Annotated in this window: 20 protein-coding genes; 16 read left to right on the top strand and 4 right to left on the bottom strand. The window is 68.1% G+C overall.

What is annotated here, in order from left to right; all coding sequences use genetic code 11:
* The first annotated feature begins 148 nt into the window (after positions 1 to 148).
* Together ACQ4L4_RS05520 and ACQ4L4_RS05515 are read left to right on the top strand one after the other, a co-directional pair.
* The gene (locus ACQ4L4_RS05520) at positions 149 to 553 is read left to right on the top strand and encodes a RidA family protein (RefSeq protein WP_431103229.1); all 405 of its coding nucleotides are present in this window, start codon (positions 149 to 151) and stop codon (positions 551 to 553) included.
* A gap of 176 nt (positions 554 to 729) precedes the next feature.
* Positions 730 to 1,224, top strand: a complete 495-nt coding sequence (locus tag ACQ4L4_RS05515) for a GNAT family N-acetyltransferase (protein WP_431103227.1) — start codon at positions 730 to 732, stop codon at positions 1,222 to 1,224.
* A gap of 33 nt (positions 1,225 to 1,257) precedes the next feature.
* Here ACQ4L4_RS05515 and ACQ4L4_RS05510 read toward each other — a convergent pair whose 3' ends face one another.
* Positions 1,258 to 1,755 (bottom strand): 5-carboxymethyl-2-hydroxymuconate Delta-isomerase, encoded by a 498-nt coding sequence (locus ACQ4L4_RS05510; protein WP_431103226.1) that lies wholly within the window; start codon positions 1,753 to 1,755, stop codon positions 1,258 to 1,260.
* On the opposite strand from ACQ4L4_RS05510, the gene trhA reads away from it, so the two are divergent.
* The 9 genes from trhA to ACQ4L4_RS05465 all read left to right on the top strand — a co-directional run bounded on the left by trhA (position 1,754) and on the right by ACQ4L4_RS05465 (position 11,367).
* The gene (gene trhA, locus ACQ4L4_RS05505; RefSeq protein ID WP_431103225.1) at positions 1,754 to 2,425 is read left to right on the top strand and encodes a PAQR family membrane homeostasis protein TrhA; all 672 of its coding nucleotides are present in this window, start codon (positions 1,754 to 1,756) and stop codon (positions 2,423 to 2,425) included. The two genes, ACQ4L4_RS05510 and trhA, sit on opposite strands and share 2 nt — an antisense overlap.
* A gap of 22 nt (positions 2,426 to 2,447) precedes the next feature.
* A complete protein-coding gene (locus ACQ4L4_RS05500) occupies positions 2,448 to 2,915 on the top strand; it encodes a nuclear transport factor 2 family protein (RefSeq protein ID WP_431103223.1) in 468 nt (155 codons plus the stop codon).
* Between the two features lie 71 nt (positions 2,916 to 2,986).
* Positions 2,987 to 3,565, top strand: coding sequence for an ankyrin repeat domain-containing protein (locus tag ACQ4L4_RS05495; RefSeq protein WP_431103222.1), 579 nt, complete (start codon positions 2,987 to 2,989; stop codon positions 3,563 to 3,565).
* A gap of 66 nt (positions 3,566 to 3,631) precedes the next feature.
* Positions 3,632 to 4,015: a hypothetical protein gene (locus tag ACQ4L4_RS05490; protein ID WP_431103221.1), complete on the top strand. Its 384-nt coding sequence runs from the start codon at positions 3,632 to 3,634 to the stop codon at positions 4,013 to 4,015.
* A gap of 280 nt (positions 4,016 to 4,295) precedes the next feature.
* Positions 4,296 to 5,186: a hypothetical protein gene (locus tag ACQ4L4_RS05485; protein WP_431103220.1), complete on the top strand. Its 891-nt coding sequence runs from the start codon at positions 4,296 to 4,298 to the stop codon at positions 5,184 to 5,186.
* Between the two features lie 109 nt (positions 5,187 to 5,295).
* Positions 5,296 to 5,850 carry an ECF-type sigma factor gene (locus ACQ4L4_RS05480; protein ID WP_431103219.1) on the top strand — a complete coding sequence of 185 codons (555 nt, stop codon included), beginning with the start codon at positions 5,296 to 5,298 and terminating at the stop codon, positions 5,848 to 5,850.
* 27 nt (positions 5,851 to 5,877) lie between these two features.
* On the top strand, positions 5,878 to 8,952 hold the full coding sequence (locus ACQ4L4_RS05475) for a protein kinase domain-containing protein (protein ID WP_431103218.1): 3,075 nt from the start codon (positions 5,878 to 5,880) through the stop codon (positions 8,950 to 8,952).
* 90 nt (positions 8,953 to 9,042) lie between these two features.
* Positions 9,043 to 9,756 carry a hypothetical protein gene (locus ACQ4L4_RS05470; protein WP_431103217.1) on the top strand — a complete coding sequence of 238 codons (714 nt, stop codon included), beginning with the start codon at positions 9,043 to 9,045 and terminating at the stop codon, positions 9,754 to 9,756.
* Positions 9,757 to 9,972: 216 nt separating this feature from the next.
* Positions 9,973 to 11,367 (top strand): TolB family protein, encoded by a 1,395-nt coding sequence (locus ACQ4L4_RS05465; protein WP_431103216.1) that lies wholly within the window; start codon positions 9,973 to 9,975, stop codon positions 11,365 to 11,367.
* 74 nt (positions 11,368 to 11,441) lie between these two features.
* Here ACQ4L4_RS05465 and ACQ4L4_RS05460 read toward each other — a convergent pair whose 3' ends face one another.
* Complete coding sequence (locus tag ACQ4L4_RS05460) at positions 11,442 to 11,873, bottom strand: DUF1801 domain-containing protein (RefSeq protein ID WP_431103215.1); 432 nt, start codon at positions 11,871 to 11,873, stop codon at positions 11,442 to 11,444.
* Between the two features lie 73 nt (positions 11,874 to 11,946).
* On the opposite strand from ACQ4L4_RS05460, the gene ACQ4L4_RS05455 reads away from it, so the two are divergent.
* Positions 11,947 to 12,315, top strand: coding sequence for a glyoxalase superfamily protein (locus ACQ4L4_RS05455; protein ID WP_431103214.1), 369 nt, complete (start codon positions 11,947 to 11,949; stop codon positions 12,313 to 12,315).
* 32 nt (positions 12,316 to 12,347) lie between these two features.
* Here the strand turns inward: ACQ4L4_RS05455 and ACQ4L4_RS05450 are convergent, their stop codons facing one another.
* Positions 12,348 to 12,719: a YciI family protein gene (locus tag ACQ4L4_RS05450; RefSeq protein ID WP_431104880.1), complete on the bottom strand. Its 372-nt coding sequence runs from the start codon at positions 12,717 to 12,719 to the stop codon at positions 12,348 to 12,350.
* A gap of 105 nt (positions 12,720 to 12,824) precedes the next feature.
* Positions 12,825 to 13,247: a hypothetical protein gene (locus ACQ4L4_RS05445; RefSeq protein ID WP_431103213.1), complete on the bottom strand. Its 423-nt coding sequence runs from the start codon at positions 13,245 to 13,247 to the stop codon at positions 12,825 to 12,827.
* Between the two features lie 289 nt (positions 13,248 to 13,536).
* Here ACQ4L4_RS05445 and ACQ4L4_RS05440 point away from each other — a divergent pair, with 289 nt between their 5' ends.
* The 4 genes from ACQ4L4_RS05440 to ACQ4L4_RS05425 all read left to right on the top strand — a co-directional run bounded on the left by ACQ4L4_RS05440 (position 13,537) and on the right by ACQ4L4_RS05425 (position 16,473).
* Positions 13,537 to 13,929: a nuclear transport factor 2 family protein gene (locus ACQ4L4_RS05440; RefSeq protein WP_431103212.1), complete on the top strand. Its 393-nt coding sequence runs from the start codon at positions 13,537 to 13,539 to the stop codon at positions 13,927 to 13,929.
* Positions 13,926 to 14,405: a hypothetical protein gene (locus ACQ4L4_RS05435; RefSeq protein ID WP_431103211.1), complete on the top strand. Its 480-nt coding sequence runs from the start codon at positions 13,926 to 13,928 to the stop codon at positions 14,403 to 14,405. The genes ACQ4L4_RS05440 and ACQ4L4_RS05435 overlap by 4 nt, the downstream gene beginning before the upstream one ends.
* Positions 14,405 to 15,055, top strand: coding sequence for a DMP19 family protein (locus tag ACQ4L4_RS05430; protein WP_431103210.1), 651 nt, complete (start codon positions 14,405 to 14,407; stop codon positions 15,053 to 15,055). Before ACQ4L4_RS05435 ends, ACQ4L4_RS05430 begins: the two co-directional genes overlap by 1 nt.
* 191 nt (positions 15,056 to 15,246) lie before the next feature.
* Positions 15,247 to 16,473, top strand: coding sequence for a hypothetical protein (locus tag ACQ4L4_RS05425; RefSeq protein ID WP_431103209.1), 1,227 nt, complete (start codon positions 15,247 to 15,249; stop codon positions 16,471 to 16,473).
* Positions 16,474 to 16,477 lie beyond the last annotated feature (4 nt).

Raw genomic sequence — 16,477 nt, 5'->3', positions numbered from 1 at the left:
ACGGGTTGGCATTGAAGCGATGCGCACCATCGCTTGCGTTCCATTGTTTGGTCGCTGCAAACACTGATTGTGCGGACTGCCTGTTTATCGGCGATCGCCGGATTCCTAAAGTGACTGCATCCGCAACCACCTTGAAGGAACTCCGCTCATGCCCACCCGCGACGTCGTCTCCCCGCCCGACCGCCACGCCCTGTACGCGCTGCACCGCTACTCCCCCGCCATCCGTTCCAACGGTCTGCTGTTCGTGTCCGGCCAGGTCGGCAGCCGCGCCGACGGTTCTCCCGAGCCGGAACTCGACGATCAGGTGCGTCTCGCGTTCAAGAACCTCAACGCCATCCTCGCCGCGGCCGGCTGCAGCTTCAAGGACGTCATCGACGTGACGGTCTTCATGGTGGACCCGCACACCCATTTCGAGCGCGCCTGGGAAGTGGCCGCGGAGTTCTGGGGCGAGGCGCCCTACCCGACCGCCACTGCGATCGGCGTCACGTGGCTCTCGGGCTTCCAGTTCGAGATCAAGGTCATCGCCAAGCTGCCGGAAGCCACGCCCGCCTGAAGCGAAGGTGTCGCGGCGATGTCGCGGCGATGTCGCGGCGATGTCGCGATAGCATCCAGCGCCCCTTCCCGCATGCGCAGCCGATGGCTGTCGTTTCGCGACTCGCCCCTCACCGGTGGGTCGCGAGCGTCACGGACATCCACGCGGCGGGAGATCTTGCGAACTGAATGCCCACGATGACCAGCCCTGCGCGACGCCTCGCCCGTCCTGAAGACCTCGAACCGGTCTTCGCGATCTACGCCCATCCGAAGGTCGTTCCCTACCTCACGTACGAGCCGATGGAGCTTGCGTCGTTCGTGCCGATCTTCGAGGAGCTCGTGCGCAGCGGCTGCTTCTGGATCTGGGAAGTGGACGGCGAGATCGCCGGCTTCTACCGGGCGACGCGTTATCCGGGCCGCGTGAATCACGTGCTCCTGCTGGGGACGCTGGCCGTCGATCCGGGACGCCATGGACAAGGCGTCGGCCGGGCCATGATCGACGACGCCCTCCGCCATTTCCGCGCCGACGGCATCCGCCGCGTCGAGCTCTACGCCGAGGCCGACAACGACCAGGCGCTGGCCTTCTACCAGCGACTCGGGTTCGTGGTGGAAGGAACGCTCAGGGACTTCTACAAGCGCGCCGATCAGGCGCACTACGTCGATGAGCATGTGCTGGGCTTGCTGCTGGTCTGAGTCCGCTCTGACGGACTCGACGCTCCGCGGCGCTCAACCGGCGATGACTGCCTTCGCGTAGGTTTCCCGCTGGATCTCGACGACCTCGACGGACACCTGGATGTGAAGTTCCGACGTGGCCGGAATGCAGGCCACCAGCGCCTTCAAAGCGATCGCCCCCATCTCGCGCCGCGTGTCATCGCTACGCCCAGTCAACACGGAGAGCGTGCCGGCCACGAAGGCGCGGCCGCGCGCTTCCACGCCGACCAGGAACTGCTCCGCCTGGAACGCCCGGCTCTTGATGTCGATTTCCTCGAAGTGACCCGACTCCGCGAGCGCGGCGTTCACCGCGGTGAGGCAGCGCCCCACGTCGAGGTCGGTCAGGTTGGCGCTGTGATGAAGCGTGAAGTGAGGCAAGGCAATCTCCAGGGTTGAGCCATGATAGGTCTGGCTGTTTTTCAGCGTCGCCAGCGCCGCGAAAGACCTGTCCCCGACGGGCCCTCTGACGGCTGCGTGCATACTTGGAACGGTCAGCCGCTTGACCTGCTTCATGACCGACCGCCCCCTCCCCGCCGACCGCCCGCAGACCCTGGGCGAAGAGATCGCCAACGCCGTCAGCCATGGCCTGGGCGCCCTGCTGGCGATCGCCGCCCTCCCCATCCTCGTGATCCGCGCGATGCACCACGGCGAGGTGGCGGACGTCGTGGCCGCGGCCATCTTCGCGTCCAGCGGCATCCTGTTGTACGGCATCTCCACGCTGTACCACGCCCTGCCCGCGAAGCTGGCCAACGGGCGACTGAAGGCCTGGCTGATGCGCCTGGACCACGCGGCGATCTACGTCTTCATCGCCGGCAGCTACACGCCCTTCACGCTGGGCGTGCTGCACTCGGGACCGGGCGTGACGCTGCTGATCGCCGTCTGGGCCGCGGCCGCCTTCGGCGTGACGATCAAGCTGCTGAACCGGCTGCGCCATCCGCTGGTGTCCACGGCGCTCTATCTCGCCATGGGCTGGGTGGTGGTCTTCGCCATCGGGCCGTTGATCGAACGCACCCCGGGGCCGGGTCTTGCGCTGCTCGTGGCGGGCGGCCTGAGCTACACGCTGGGCGCGTTCGTCTTCCTGCTCGACAACAAGCTGCGCTACGCGCACTTCGTCTGGCACCTGTTCGTGCTGGGCGGCAGCGTGTGCCACTTCTTCGCGGCGCTGTTCTACGCCTATGCGTGAGGCGACATGCCTGCTCGCCGCCGTGGCGCTTGCAACCGCGGGCGCGGCGCGGGCGCAGTCCGTTCACCCCAGCATTCCGGATGCGGACCTGCCCGCCATCATCGCCAAGCTGGACCAGCGCCACTTCGACGCCTTCAACCATTGCGACACGGACACGCTGCAGGCGCTCTACGCGCCGGACGTCGAGTTCTTCCATGACCTCAACGGGCGCGTCATGAACCGCGATCAGTTCATCCAGGCCGTCCGGAAGAACATCTGCGGCAAGCTGCAGCGACGCGTGCTGGAAGGCACGATGGAGGTCTATCCCATGGCGAAGATCGGCGCCCTCCAGATGGGGCGGCACTGCTTCGTGAAAGCCGGCGAGGCCGACTGCATCCAGCAGGGACGCTACTCCATCCTGTGGCGCTTCGACGGAACGAACTGGCAGATCGCCAAGGTGTTCAGCTACGACCATCGGCCGATGACGGGCAGCGCCGCGCCGGCGCATTGACTCACGGCCCGCCGCCAAGCGCCGTGGAGCCTGTCAGTTCATCGTCGAACCTATGGAGAAGCGCACCGCCCATGCATGACGAAGACATCGTGAAGCTCGTTCGTGCGTACGAATCAGATATCGCTCAAGGCGATGCGCTCCTCACGCAGCGCCCCGAGTTGCTGAACACGCGAACCGAACTGGAGGAGACGCCGCTTCATCTGCTCTGCCTCGGAGATTCGGTGGAAGCTGTCCGTGCGCTCCTTGCGCGCGGTGCCCAGATCAACACGCTCAATTTCTGCGGCGGTAGCCCTTTGAGCGAAGCCGCAATGATCGGTCGCGAATCCATCGTTCAAGCGCTGCTGGAGCACGGCGCTCTGCTGTCGATACCGGGGCAGGAAGAGCCGACGCTTCAACAGGCCGTCCGGTCCGGGAATGTGCGTGTCGTTGACCTCCTCCTTGACGCCGGCGCGCGCGTTGACGAGCGAGGACCGCTCTCGCAGACCGCACTCCATCTGGCCGTCGAAGACGACCGGGTGGAGATCGCGGCGCTTTTGATCGCTCGCGGCGCTGACCCCTCGCTCATGAACGGGTTCAACGAGTCCGCCATCGAGGTTGCGCGAAACCATGAGAGCGCGCGCTGCGTACAGCTGTTGACGCGGCTGCAGTGACTTGCCCAGCATCCACCGAACCTTCCTCGCGCGCGGGATCCCAGTCGCGCATGGCAATATCCGACGATGTCTGTTCATCCCTCCGAATCGACCTTCCTCGCGCAACTTGTGACGGCCAAGAACAGCTGGCTGGAAGCTGCGCAGCTCGCCATCTCATCGGCCGGGGGCACCGAGTCCTGGAGTGAAACTTCGGAAGCGTGGGCACGGTTGAGGCAGGTGCTCCGCACGGCGGAGGACCAGTCCGCCTTGGTAGCAGCCATCGATGAATTGCTCTCAGGCGTTCTTCATTCCGCACTTGTCACGCTCGATGGCGGTAGTGGCCTCGCTGAGACGACCCTGCTTTCCATCGAAGATTCCGACGGGCATCGGTTCAAGACTCACCTTCACGAGTTCTGGCCAGAAGCGCTGTCGGCCGCCGACAAGTCGTCAACGAAGCCGCAAGGCACTTGAGCGCCGACGAAGCACAGGCAGACAGGTTGCGCCGCCCCGGCCTCACGGCAACGTCGCGCGGATCATGACGCGAAGGGGACGCTACGTAGCCCCACCGTCACAGCACCTGCTATCTCACTGAACGAAGTCCCGGACTGGCGCCGGACATCCGGTGTCCACGGACGACCGGATTCCTTGTCCCCTGCTTGAGGTTCCGGCCACTTGTCCGTCCTCGACCGCCCATCTCGTTCACCTTGGCAGGACGGCGTGTTGTTGCTCGCCGTCCCCAAGGGGGAGCGCGATGGACGAGTTGTTCAAGGGCCTGCTGACCGCAGGCACGGTGTTGCTGGTGATGGCGGCGGCGCGCCACGGCGGGCGCCGGGTGGCAGGTCTTGTCGCCGCGCTGCCGACGATCACCGCGCCGACGCTGGCCTGGCTGGCGCATGACGAAGGCATGGCCTTCGCGATCAGCGCCGCGATCGGCAGCGTCGCCGCCTGCGCGATGCTGGCGGTCTTCGCGCTGGGCTACGCACGCGCTGCCCGCTACGGCGGCGCCGCTGTCGCGCTGGCCTGCGGGCTGGGCGGCGCGATGGCCATGGCGCTTCCGGCGAAGGCGGCCAGTGCCGACCTCAGCGCCGCGTTGATGCTCGCGCTCGGCAGTTGCGCCGTCACCTTCGTGGCGATGCCCCGACTCGGGGCGGAGATCGTGTCGCGTCAGCGTCTCCCTCCACGGTCCGCCCAACGCCTCTACTCACGGCACGACTCCCGGCCCTTCACCCGATCTGACAGCTCGATGTGGCGCTCGATGTGGCTCATCGCCGCGATGGCGGGCACGCTCACCACGATCGCGACGCTCATCGGTCCGGCCATGGGCGGCTTCGCGGCCGGGTTGCTCTCGTCGCTGCCGCTGATCACCGGCCCGGTCGCCATGGCCGAACACGCCAACGGCGGACACCGCGCCGCCGCGCACTTCCTGCGCGGCTACGTCGGCGGGCTCTTCGGCAAGGCGGCCTTCGGCACCGTGTTCGTCCTGCTCGCTCCCCACACGGGGGCCCTCGCGGCGCTGTCCCTCGCCTGCGCCTGCGCATGCCTGCTGTCGACCGTGCGGGTGCGCCCGCCGCTTCCGGGCGCCGCCTCGCTGCCGATGCCGCCGATGCCACCGATCGCCCGCGCCTCACGCCGCACGGAGTGACACCAGATGAAACAAGCCTGTCAGAACTCGGGGACGCGCCGCCGTCCGGGCCGCGCGGAGCGCGCGCTACCATGGCCGTCACCAACCTCGTTTTGGACGGAACCACGGCATGGGGGAAGTGACGCAGTTGATCGGACAGGCGCGCGAAGGCGACCGCGGCGCGTTCGACAGGATCTTCGAGCTGCTCTATCCCGAGCTGCGACAGGTGGCCCACCGGCGGCTCTCGCGCGGTCCCGGCAACGACCTGATGGCGACCACGGCGCTGGTCAACGAGTGCTACCTCAAGTTCCTGCAGCGCGATTCGCTGACGCCCTCGGACCGTGGCCACTTCCTGGCCTACGCGGCCACGGTGATGCGATCGATCGTCGTCGACGCGGCGCGTCAGGCGAAGACGGACCGCCGCGGCGGCGACGCCGAACAGGTCACGCTGAACTCCGAGCTCATCGGCGCCCTCCCCGCGGCGTCCGACGAGATCCTGGCCGTGCATGCCGCGCTGGAGGACCTCGGCCGTGTCGACGAGCGGCTGGGACGCGTGGTCGAGATGCGCTACTTCGGCGGCCTCGAGGACGAGGAGATCGCCGAGGCACTGGGCCTGTCCGCGCGCACCGTGCGCCGCGACTGGGACAAGGCCCGGCTGCTGCTGGCCCACGCGCTGCGGGACTGACGACGCCGTCGCGGGTCGGATGAACGCATGACGACCCTCTCAAGATTCGAAGGCGACTGGCCCGCGATCAGCGCGTTGCTGGACGAGGCGCTCAACCTCTCGCCGACCGCGCGCAAGGCCTGGCTCGAAGGCCTGATCGGCGAACACGCCGTGCATCGCGAGGCGCTGCGCGCCCTGCTCGCGCATCAGGCCGAGGTCGAGACCGATGACTTCCTCGACACGCTGCCTCGCCTGTTCGCGGCGGACGGTCCGGCCGACAGGCCCCTTCCCTTCGATGGCGTTCTTCCGGGCAGCAGCGTCGGCGCCTACCGGCTGATCGCCGAGATCGGTCGCGGCGGCATGGGCACGGTGTGGCTCGCCGAACGGGCGGACGGCCTGATGCACCGGCGCGTCGCGCTGAAGCTGCCGCGCCTCGTCTGGGGCGACAGCCTCGCCGAGCGGATGGATCGGGAAAGGGAGATCCTCGAGACGCTCGAGCACGAACACATCGCCCACCTGTACGACGCCGGCATCGACGCGCAGGGCCGGCCGTTCCTGGCGATGGAGCATGTCGACGGCGTGCCGATCGACGCGTACTGCCGCGACCGGGCGCTGTCGGTGCGCGAGCGCGTCGTGCTGCTGCTGCAGGTGATGGCGGCGGTCGGGCATGCGCATGCGCGACTCGTCGTGCATCGCGACCTCAAGCCGAGCAACATCCTGGTGACGCCCGACGGCAAGGTGAAGCTGCTGGACTTCGGCATCGCCAAGCTGCTCGAAGGCGACAGCACGCAGCGCACCGCGCTGACCGAGTTCTCGGGCCGTGCGTTGACGCTGGACTACGCCAGCCCCGAGCAGATCCGCGGCGACCCGCTCGGCACGGCCAGCGATGTGTACAGCCTGGGCGTCGTGGCCTACGAGGTGCTGGCAGGGGTGCGACCGTATCGCCTCAAGCGCGGCAGTGCGGCCGAGCTGGAAGAAGTGATCGCCTCGGCGGACGTGCCGCGGGCCAGCAGCATTGCGAGCGCCGGCAGTGTCGCCAGTCGCAGTGGCGCCAACAGGGCCAACAGGGCCAGCAGGGCCAACAGCGCTGGCAATGCCAGTGCCAGCACTGCCAGCACTGCCGACGGGAGCTCGGATCCGTGGGCCGACCGCTCGCTGCGCAGGCAGCTGCGTGGCGACCTCGATGCGATCCTGGACCACGCGCTGAAGAAGTCCCCCACCGATCGGTATCCGACGATGGATGCCTTCGCGCAGGACCTGCACCGCTGGATGGACGGCGAGCCGGTGCAGGCGCGACCCGATGGCGTCGCGTATCGCCTGGCCAAGCTGGTGCGACGACACCGGCTGCCGGTGACGGCCGGTGCCATCGCGACGGTGGCACTGATCGGCGGCGCATCGGTCGCGCTGTGGCAGGCGCACCAGGCGGGACTGCAGGCCCAGCGCGCCCAGGCCGAAGCCGCCACGGCCCAGGCCGTGCAGGGCTTCCTGGAAGGCGTGTTCCGCGCGAACACGGCCGACCAGGCCAACCCGGCGAAGGCCCGCGACACGACCGCGCGCGAGCTGCTGGACCGCGGCGCCGAACGTATCAATGCCGAGCTCAAGGACGCGCCCGCCGCACGACTGCGGCTGCTCACCGTGCTGGCCTCGATGTACCAGGACCTGGGTTTGAACGCGCGCGAGGTCGACCTGCAGCGTCAGCGCCTGAGCGTGGCGCGCGAGCTGCACGGTCCGGCCAGCGACGAGGCGGTAATGGCGATGGCCGCGCTGGCGAACGCGCTGGCCCTCGACACCAAGCGGGACGAGGCCGCCGCGCAGTTGAAGGAAGCCACGGCCGTGCTGGACGCGCGTCAGGACAACAGCTCGCCGACGCGGCTGCAGGTGGAGATCGGACAGGCCTCACTGAACCGGCGCGCCAAGCCGGAACTGGCGATGGCCTTCGCCGAACGCGCGCTGGCGATCGCGCGCCGCGGCCACACCAACACCAGCGGCAACGCCGACCTGTTGCTGGTCCTGCACATCCTGGGCGATGCTGCGCTGTTCAACAAGTCCTTCGACCGCGCGCAGGCGGCGTACACGGAAGCCGTGCAGCTCTGCGAAGCCCATCCGCCGCTGGGCGCGGGCGAGCTGTCGCTGCTCTACGAATTCCTCGGCCACTCCCAGCGCGGGCTGGGCCGATACGCCGAAGCCGAGACCAGCATGCGCAAGGGCGTGGCGGCGGAGGTCGCGCGCAACGCCAACGCGGTGCGCGTGGCGGAGACGCAGACGCACCTCGCGATCTTCCTCAACCTGGGCGGGCGCTTCCGCGACAGCCTGACGGCGCTGGCGCCGGCCTGGCGCTGGAGTGAGACCGCGCCGGCCGATCTTCCGCAGCGCCGCTGGGTCCGCATGTGGCAGGCGCGCGCACTGGCGAACTACGGCCAGACGCAAGCCGCGCTGGCCGTCAGCAGCGACGACGTGGCCGTGCTTGGAAAGCCCCACCCGGCTGACGGCATGGACGAGCAGGTGCTGACGGACCGCGCCTTGGCGTTGACGAGCCTCGGCCGATTGGCCGAAGCGCAGACCTTGCTGGAGCGCCAGCGTCAGGCCATCCCCGCCGGCAAGCCGCCGGGCAGGCTCTACAGCCTGGCACTTCGGCGCTGGCAAGTCCAGAGCGGCCAGGCGCGCGAAGCACTGGCGGGCCTGCAGGCGCAGCGTGCCGCGAGAAAGGTGCCGCCCGCCCCGGCCGCCAGCGAGCCCGTGACGGAGCAGGTCGAGTCCGCCTGGCTCGAACTGAACGCCGGTCATCTCGACGTGGCGCAAGCGCAGGCGCGGCAGGCGCTCGCCGCCATCGACAGCGGCGGGCATGCCGACTACCAACGGGACAACCAGGCCATCGCCACGCTGGTGCTGGGTCAGTCCTTGCTCCAGCAACGCAAGGCAGAGGCCGCCGCGCCGCTGCTGCGGGACGCCGTGCGACTGCACCGGCTGCTCTACGACCCGGCGCTGAGCCCCGCCGTGGCCGATGCCATCGACGCATTGGCTAGCGCCGAACGCGCGCTGCGCAATGACGCCGAGGCCAACCGGCTGATGGAGCAGGTCCGCACGATCCGTGCGGCTCAGCGAAGGCCGGTCGAGCGGCCATGATGGCGGGCAGCGGGCGGCGATGTCCGCTTCGGGATCGGGATCTCGTAATCAGGGATAGGCGGGTGAAGGCACCCGCGGCGGAGATCCCCGATGAGCTATCCGATCCCTTGGTCCGAAGGCCAGGCCACATCCGAACGCCATGCCACATCCGAAGGCCCTGAACGCCGTTCCCCATCGGCCGCGCAAGCGCCGCGCTGGCGCTCCCTGCCCTGCGCCGTCGGAACCTCGGTCGCCTACGCCGCGCTGTACACGCTGTCCAACCAGCTGACCAGTCTGCGGACCGATGTGGGCGCCGGTGTCTTCGCCTGGGAACGCGCCATTCCCTTCGTGAGCTGGACGGTGGTGCCCTACCTGTCGATCTGCGTCTTCTTCGCGCTGTCGTTCTTCATCGACGCGGACAGCGAACGGCTGCGCCGCCATGTGCTGCGGCTGCTCATCGTGCTGGTCGTGTCGGTGCTCTGCTATGCGGCGTTCCCGCTGCGCTTCACCTTCGAGCGGCCGCCGACGGAAGGCGCGTTCGGCCTCCTGTTCGACCTGCTCGGGCACTGCGACATGCCGTACAACCGCGCGCCGTCGCTGCACATCGGGGTGTTGGTGCTGCTGTGGGCGCGCTTTGCGCCGGTGCTGCGCGGCTGGTGGGCCGTGGGGCTGCACGCGTGGTTCGTGCTGATCGGGGTCTCGGTGCTGACGACGTATCAGCACCATGTGATGGATGTGCCGGCGGGGGCGGCGTTGGGAGTGGCCGCGGTCCTTCTCACTGCCCGGCCGCCGCATTCATCGCGCACGACTGGCGCGATGCGGTGAACATGGCCGCGGCTGACACCGGGCGCCGGGCGCCGGGCGCCGGGCGCCGCGTACGAGGATAGAGCTGCCGGACCTTGCTCGGCCACGCTCGCGCGGCATCTCATCCGCCTCCGGCCGCCTTGACGGCGTGTTTCACCGGCTTCATCACATCGCGGGGGTCAGGTCTTCACCTCGCTTCTAGCATCGGCGCATTCCGGACTTCCAGCCCTGATCGCCATGCTTGCACGCGCACTGAACCCTGTGGCCCTGCTTCTCCTTGCGGCCATTCATGACCCGTCGTTTGCGGTCGCTGCGGCGCCCGCGGTCGCAGCGCCCGAACTGGTCGTCGAACGGGTCGAACTGCCCGGCGCCGATCCGCAGACGCAGACCTACAACCTGCAGGAAACCGCCTCCCTGCGCGTCTTCGCGCGCTCCGCCGCGGGCTTCAAGCAATCGCAGATCTTCTGGCAGCGGCGGAATCCGGACGGCAGTTGGCGCGCCCCGGAGCCGCTGCCGTTCTCCGAGCCCCGCTCGCGCGACTCGGACCCGCATCTGTCCGGAGACGGCAAGACATTGACCTTCGTCTCCCATCGGTCCGGCACGGAGGCCGCCGCTCGAGGCGACGATCTCGATCTGTTCGAAGCCGGGTTGTCGGATCTCGCCACCGGGCAATGGACGCCGCCACGGCGACTGGCCGATGCGCTGCAAAGCCCGGGGCAGGAGCTCGGTCCCGAGCGTTACGGCAAGCGGCTGTACTTCGCGTCCACACGCGCCGGCGGTCCGGGCAAGCTCTCCATCTACCGCGTCGACGACGATGAAGACCGCCCTCCTCGCCTTCTCCCCTCTCCCATCAACGAGGGGACGGCCAACAGCGACTTCACCCTCAGCCCGGACGGGCGTTTTGCCGTGTGGTGGAGCAACCGCGCCGGGAGCGAAGGCGGCGCCGACCTCTACCTGGCCGAGCGCGTCGGCGAGCAGTTCGGCCCAGCGCTGCGATTGCCAGCGCCAATCAACGGCGCCGGGTTCGAGTTCACGCCGTCGGTCACCGCGGACGGGCGATGGTTGCTGTTTGCGTCGACGCGACCGGTGTCAGGTCTTGCGTCAGGGTTGTCGCAGGTCTATCGCGTGAGCTGGCCGGCGCTGATCGACGCGCTCGGGCCCGAGGCGCTGGCGTTCAGCCGCGCCGCGCTGGAGGCGCAGGTCACCGCGCTGTGGCAGTCGTTCAGCCACGCGCCAGGACAACCCGCGGACACGGTACGCATGAGCGCGCTGATGCATCCGGAAGCGCGGGTGTGGGGCCAACAGCTCAATGCAAACGTCAGTCAGCTGCAAGCGCGCAGCTGGTCCGCCGAGGCGTTCATCGCCGCCGTGGGAAAGCCGTCCCCGCGAGCGCTGCATGAATGCGAGATCCACCGGGAACTGCGCCGTTACGCGGGGCAGGCCGAGGTCTACAGCGTGGTCGAATCACGCCGCGATCCCGCGCAGGCGGCACCGGACTACGTGGGCGTGAACAGCACGCAGTGGCAACTGGGGCCGCAGGGGTGGCAGATGTTGTCGCTGCACTATGCGATCGAGTTGCCAGGGGTGCCGTTGCCGGGGCACGGCGCACAGAGCGGGAAGTGCATCGGATAGCAGGGACCGGACCGCGGCGGCGCGCAGTGAACGCTGCTCCGGAAGCGAGAGGCGCCTTCGCCGCGCACGGATTTTCAACCGGATGACGGGTCCTCTTGAACCGGGTAACGCCGACGAAGTTCTTCCACTGACGCCGACACCAACTGCTCAAGAACATCGATGTCGACGTCGGCGAGCTGCTTCAGATACAGGCAGCCCTTGCCGGCCTTGAACTTCCCGAGCCTGCTCAACCAGGCTTGCGCGCCTTCCCAGTCCGGCGCCAGATAGAGGACGAACTCCTTGCCTCGAATGGCGAAGCCCGCGAGGCACGACGTGCCCGAGCGACCGGACGCGTAGGTGTAGCGGTAGGCGCCGAAGCCCACGATGCTGGCGCCCCACATGGCCGGCGCCTCGCCGGTGACGGCGCAGAGAAGCTGCACCAGTCGCTTCACGTCTTCGAGCTGCCCGGGCGTCGCCTTGGCGAGGAGATGGTCCCGCACCGCATCGGGGGCGGGGAACGTCTTCATGTCGGAGTCCATGGCCCCTCACTTTTCTCTGGCGAATGGGTTTGGAGACTGTAGCCGTAGGATGATCGCGCTCATGAAATTCGCCAAGACCACCCCGATCCTGCGCATCTTCGACGAAGCCAAGGCGCTGGAGTTCTATGTGCAATTCCTGGGCTTCCAGGTCGACTGGGAGCATCGCTTCGAACCCGGACTGCCGCTCTACCTGCAGGTCTCCCGGGACGGCTGCGTGCTGCACCTCTCGGAACATCATGGCGATGCCTGTCCGGGTGCGGCGATGCGCATCGAGACGGACGACATCGAAGGCTTCCACGCGGAACTGATCGGCCGGCAGTACGGCTACGCCCGGCCCGGGCTGGAAGAGACGCCGTGGGGGTCCAGGGACGTTTCGGTGACGGATCCGTTCGGGAACCGGTTGACGTTCACCAACGCGATCAGCACCTGACGCAGCCGGCGCAGTGCAGTTCCTCCGAGTCCTCAACGGCTCAAGTAGAAGTCCATCGGAATCAACTCAACGGCCCAGCCGCCCGCTTCGCCCAGCGTGGCGGCCGGATGCATGGAGGCGATGCGCAGCGCTTCTTCCTCGCTGTCCGCCTCGATGATGAACAGGCCGCCGACGACTTCCTTCGCTTCGGTGTAAGGCCCGTCGGTGACGTGCGTCTTGCCGCCGCTCGGACGAAGCGTCTTCCAGCCCTCCAGATCGCCCAGCGATGCGGACACCAGCACCTTGCCGGTGGCGCGCATCTTCTCGTCCAGCGGCGGGCATTGGCTCACCAATGCCTTGACGTCTTCAGGCGACATCTTGGCGAATGCGTCGGGGGTGAAGTAGGCGAGGCCGAGGTATTTCAAGGGAAGTCCTTTGAAGGTGGTGATGCACTGACGACGAAGCGGAGGGTCGGAAATCGACAAGCGTCTGCCTTCCGGACCAGAAGCGGAAGTAAAGGCGGCTACGCCTCAGTCACGGCAATAGCCCTCCCCTGGATGAACCGTCAGGCACTTCGTCTTGCCTGCGAGCCACTTCATGCCCGTGGCGTCGCCGTTGGTGGGTTTGATCGACTCCTGCTTGCCATCCCGCTCGAAGTGGACGGCGCCGTCCTTGGCAACGCCCTTGAACGTGCGCTCAGCATCCAGGTCCTTGATGCGCACTTCGTAGCTGGCGTTGTCAGCGGCGTTCAGTTGCAAGTAGGTGCCTTCCGGTCCATTCCATCGACCCAGCCAGGCCTGCGCGGGGTCAGGCGTTGCGGTTGCTGTTGTGGGCGCTGAGGCGATCGGCATCTCGGACGTCGGTGCCGATGTCGAGTGCCCAGGGCGTTCACAGCCGGTGAGCGCCACGGACAGCACGATGGTCGAAGCCGCGGTGAATTTCATGATGATCACTTCCAGTTCTCCTTCAGCTCGGTGTTTCCGGTTGATCCGGATTCCCTGTTCGGGAGCAAGCGAGGTGCCAGGCGACGCAGCCCGACGCCCCTGCCCCTATGATCGGCGCCGATCACATGAACGCCTACGAGGCCGTCCCATTCGACACTGCCGCGCTGGAGCGACTGCTCGCCGATACCGGTGACCGACGCGGTGCGGGAACGGCCAGGATCTTCGCTTCAGTCCAGACGTTGGGAGCGTGTGTTCTGGACCAGCTTCCTCCATCGAGGCAAGCCGCAAGGAGGAACCGATGCATGACGATGAGCGCGCTCCGAACCTGGCCCCCGGAGACTTCTTCCCCGCCCTCGAGATCCGCCGCACCCGCGCCATCGTCGAGCGCGACATGCCCGTCATCGAATCGCTGCATGCGCCGGAGTACGAGCTCATCACGCCGGCGGGCCGCTTGTTCAGCCGCGACAAGTACCTCGGACTCATCGCCGAGGCGCCCTTCTACACCGGCTGGGAACACGGCGACATGCAAGTCCGCGCGTCGGAGGACCTCGCGGTCGTCCGCTACCGCGCGAGACTGAGCTTCCCGTCGGGCAAGGTCGTCGATTGCTGGCACATGGACGTCTACGAGCGCCGCGCGACCGGCTGGATGGCCGTGTGGTCCAAGGCAACGGCCGTCCCGCCCGCCTCATGAAGCCGAAGCCCATCCTCCTTCCCATCGTGACACTGGTGCTCTGCGTGCTGTTCTTCGCGATGACCTTCAGGGTCGACTCTCGAGCTCCGCAGGATCTGGAAATCGAGAGCGGCTCCATCGTCGACAGGGAGCCGCTCCGCGAGGCGGGCCTGCTGACGGGTTTCAAGATTCACGTCGGACACCCGCCTCTCACACTGACCTATCAGAGCCCCGATCCGGACGTGGAACGCGTCTGGTCCATCATCCAGACTGCGCGCACGGCAAAGATCCGATATGCCGTGCACACCGACCGCCGTCCCACCTTGTGGGAATTGGAAGCTGACGGCCGACCGGTGGCGACACTCGCGGACATCGAAGCAGCGCGGAGCACCTGGTTCTGGTTTCACTTCTATGCCGCCGTGCTCGCCGGCGCCATCGGACTGGCCTCCGTCGCGTCGTGGTTCAGAAAGACTTCGAGGTTCCACCGTTGGCCCTGATGCGATCCAACTTGCTCACCGTCGCCGTGCTCCTCGGCGCCACGGCCTGCACGCCAGCCCCACCGTCCACGCCTGCCTCTCAAGGCGCGATGTCGCCCGAACTGCGCCAGTCGCTGCAGGAGATCGAAAGGCGCGCACGCGAAGAGGAAGCTCCTCGTCCGCGCTTGACCTCGCTGAACGACGACGCGTGGCGCGCCATTCCCGAGGACCAGCTCGATGCCGCCGTGATGGCGTTCATCGAGGGACGCATCCTCGGCCAGATCGGCGAACCGAAGCCGCTGGCTTCCCTGCCGCGCGGATTCCAGATCTTCCACGTCTCATTCATCGTCGAAGCCGAGGTCGCCGACGGCGGCTTCAACCAGTTCTTCTGGAACAGCTCCGGCGAATCGGCGCCGCAAGTGCCAACGGCTTTGCGGGCCTTGGGTGCGGATGAGGCCGCCACCCTGTTCGAGCAGGTACTGCGCGTCGCGGACCAGGACAGCCCGCGACGCGCCCCGTTCAAGGCGCAAGGCTCCTTGCAGGCGTTTTCGGACTCCTACAAGGGCTCGCCGCTGAATGCCTTCGACAAGCCGTTCATGGAACTGGCGTTGAAGTTCCCCGCCCTGCGCATCGAGTACCTGAAGCGGCACATCGAGCAGTTCCGCGAGTGATCGCCTCAGTCGACGCCACACGCGACAGACCACCACGGACGAACGTCATTTCGGCCATGGCGCCCTCCCCACGCCGAAAAGCGAATCGCGCTTCGCCGCCATCGCCGCTTTTGAGGCCCTCACCCAGGTAGATCCACGTCCCCGCGCAGTGGCACGGTGCTTGCAAAAGATGAGGCAAGGAGCACCGCCCCATGTCGCATCCACTGGTCGACTACAGCCCCGAGACCGAGGCTCAGGAAGGCACCTCGCCAGGTCCGCTGGCCGCCGTCGCGCAGCGCACGCCGGCATCGGCCGGCGTGTTCAACGAGGGCCAGGTGCTGGAGCTCGCCGCGCAGCTGCTGGAGGCGCGCACCGCGCCCGCGCTGGCCGCTTCGCTGAACCATCTGATCGCCCGCACGTCCCGGCAGCTCGGCACGCCCGTCGATCCCGCCGCGGCGCGTGCGTTGCAAGGCGCGCTGCTCCAGAGCGCCGCCCGCGTCCTCCCCTGCACCGGCTGTCCGCGCGGCAACCAGCCCCTCGCCGCCGCGACGCGCGCTGCGGGCCTCGAACTCGAGGGCCTCAGCCCCGAGGACAAGGAGTTCGAGCTCGCGCGCAACTTCGTGCGCCTGTCCGCCGACGCCGTGCGCCATCTCGCCACCGCCGCTGCCCGCCTTTCCCCGCCCTTCCCGCCCTCACCGCAGCGGGCGGCCCGGGACGCCTTCGAACTGGCCGCGCGCCATCACGCCCCCGGCCTCCTTTCCTCACCCCACCGCAACCAGGAGCCCACCATGCACGACATCGACCGCACCCAGATGGAGTACGAGAACGAGCAGTTCGAATTCGGAGAGAACGAGTGGTCGACGGAATCCGGCGCCTTCAGCGAGGCCGAAGAACTCGAGCTCGCCGGCGAGTTGCTGTCCGTGGCCAACGAAGGTGAGCTCGACCGCTTCCTCGGCGACCTCGTCAGCCGCGCAACCAAGGCCGTCGGCTCCTTCGCGCGCTCCCCCATCGGGCAGGCCGTCGGCGGCGTGCTCAAGGGCGTGGCCAAGAAGGCCCTGCCGATGGCCGGCACCGCCATCGGCACCTACTTCGGCGGACCGCTGGGCGCCAGGATCGGCAGCGGGCTGGCCAATGCGGCCAGCAATGCGCTCGGACTCGAAGCCGAGATGGCCGGCGAGGACCGCGAATTCGAAGGCGCCAAGCAGTTCGTGCGCCTGGCCGCGCAGACCGCCGCGCAGGCCGCCTCCGCGCCGCCCAACGCGGACCCGCGCGCCGTCGCGCAGCAGGCCGCCGTCGCCGCGGCGAAGCAGCACGCGCCGGGCCTGCTCACCGGCGGCGCCTCCGCCGCATCCGCCCCGCCGACCGCCGCACGCCCGGGCGCCGCCACCAGCGGCCGCTGGGTGCGCCGCGGCCATCGCATCGTCATCTTCGGCGCGTGAACCA

Source organism: Roseateles noduli, from assembly GCF_050626985.1.
Lineage (GTDB): Bacteria > Pseudomonadota > Gammaproteobacteria > Burkholderiales > Burkholderiaceae_C > Roseateles > Roseateles noduli_A.
This window is presented reverse-complemented; position numbering and strand designations above follow the sequence as displayed.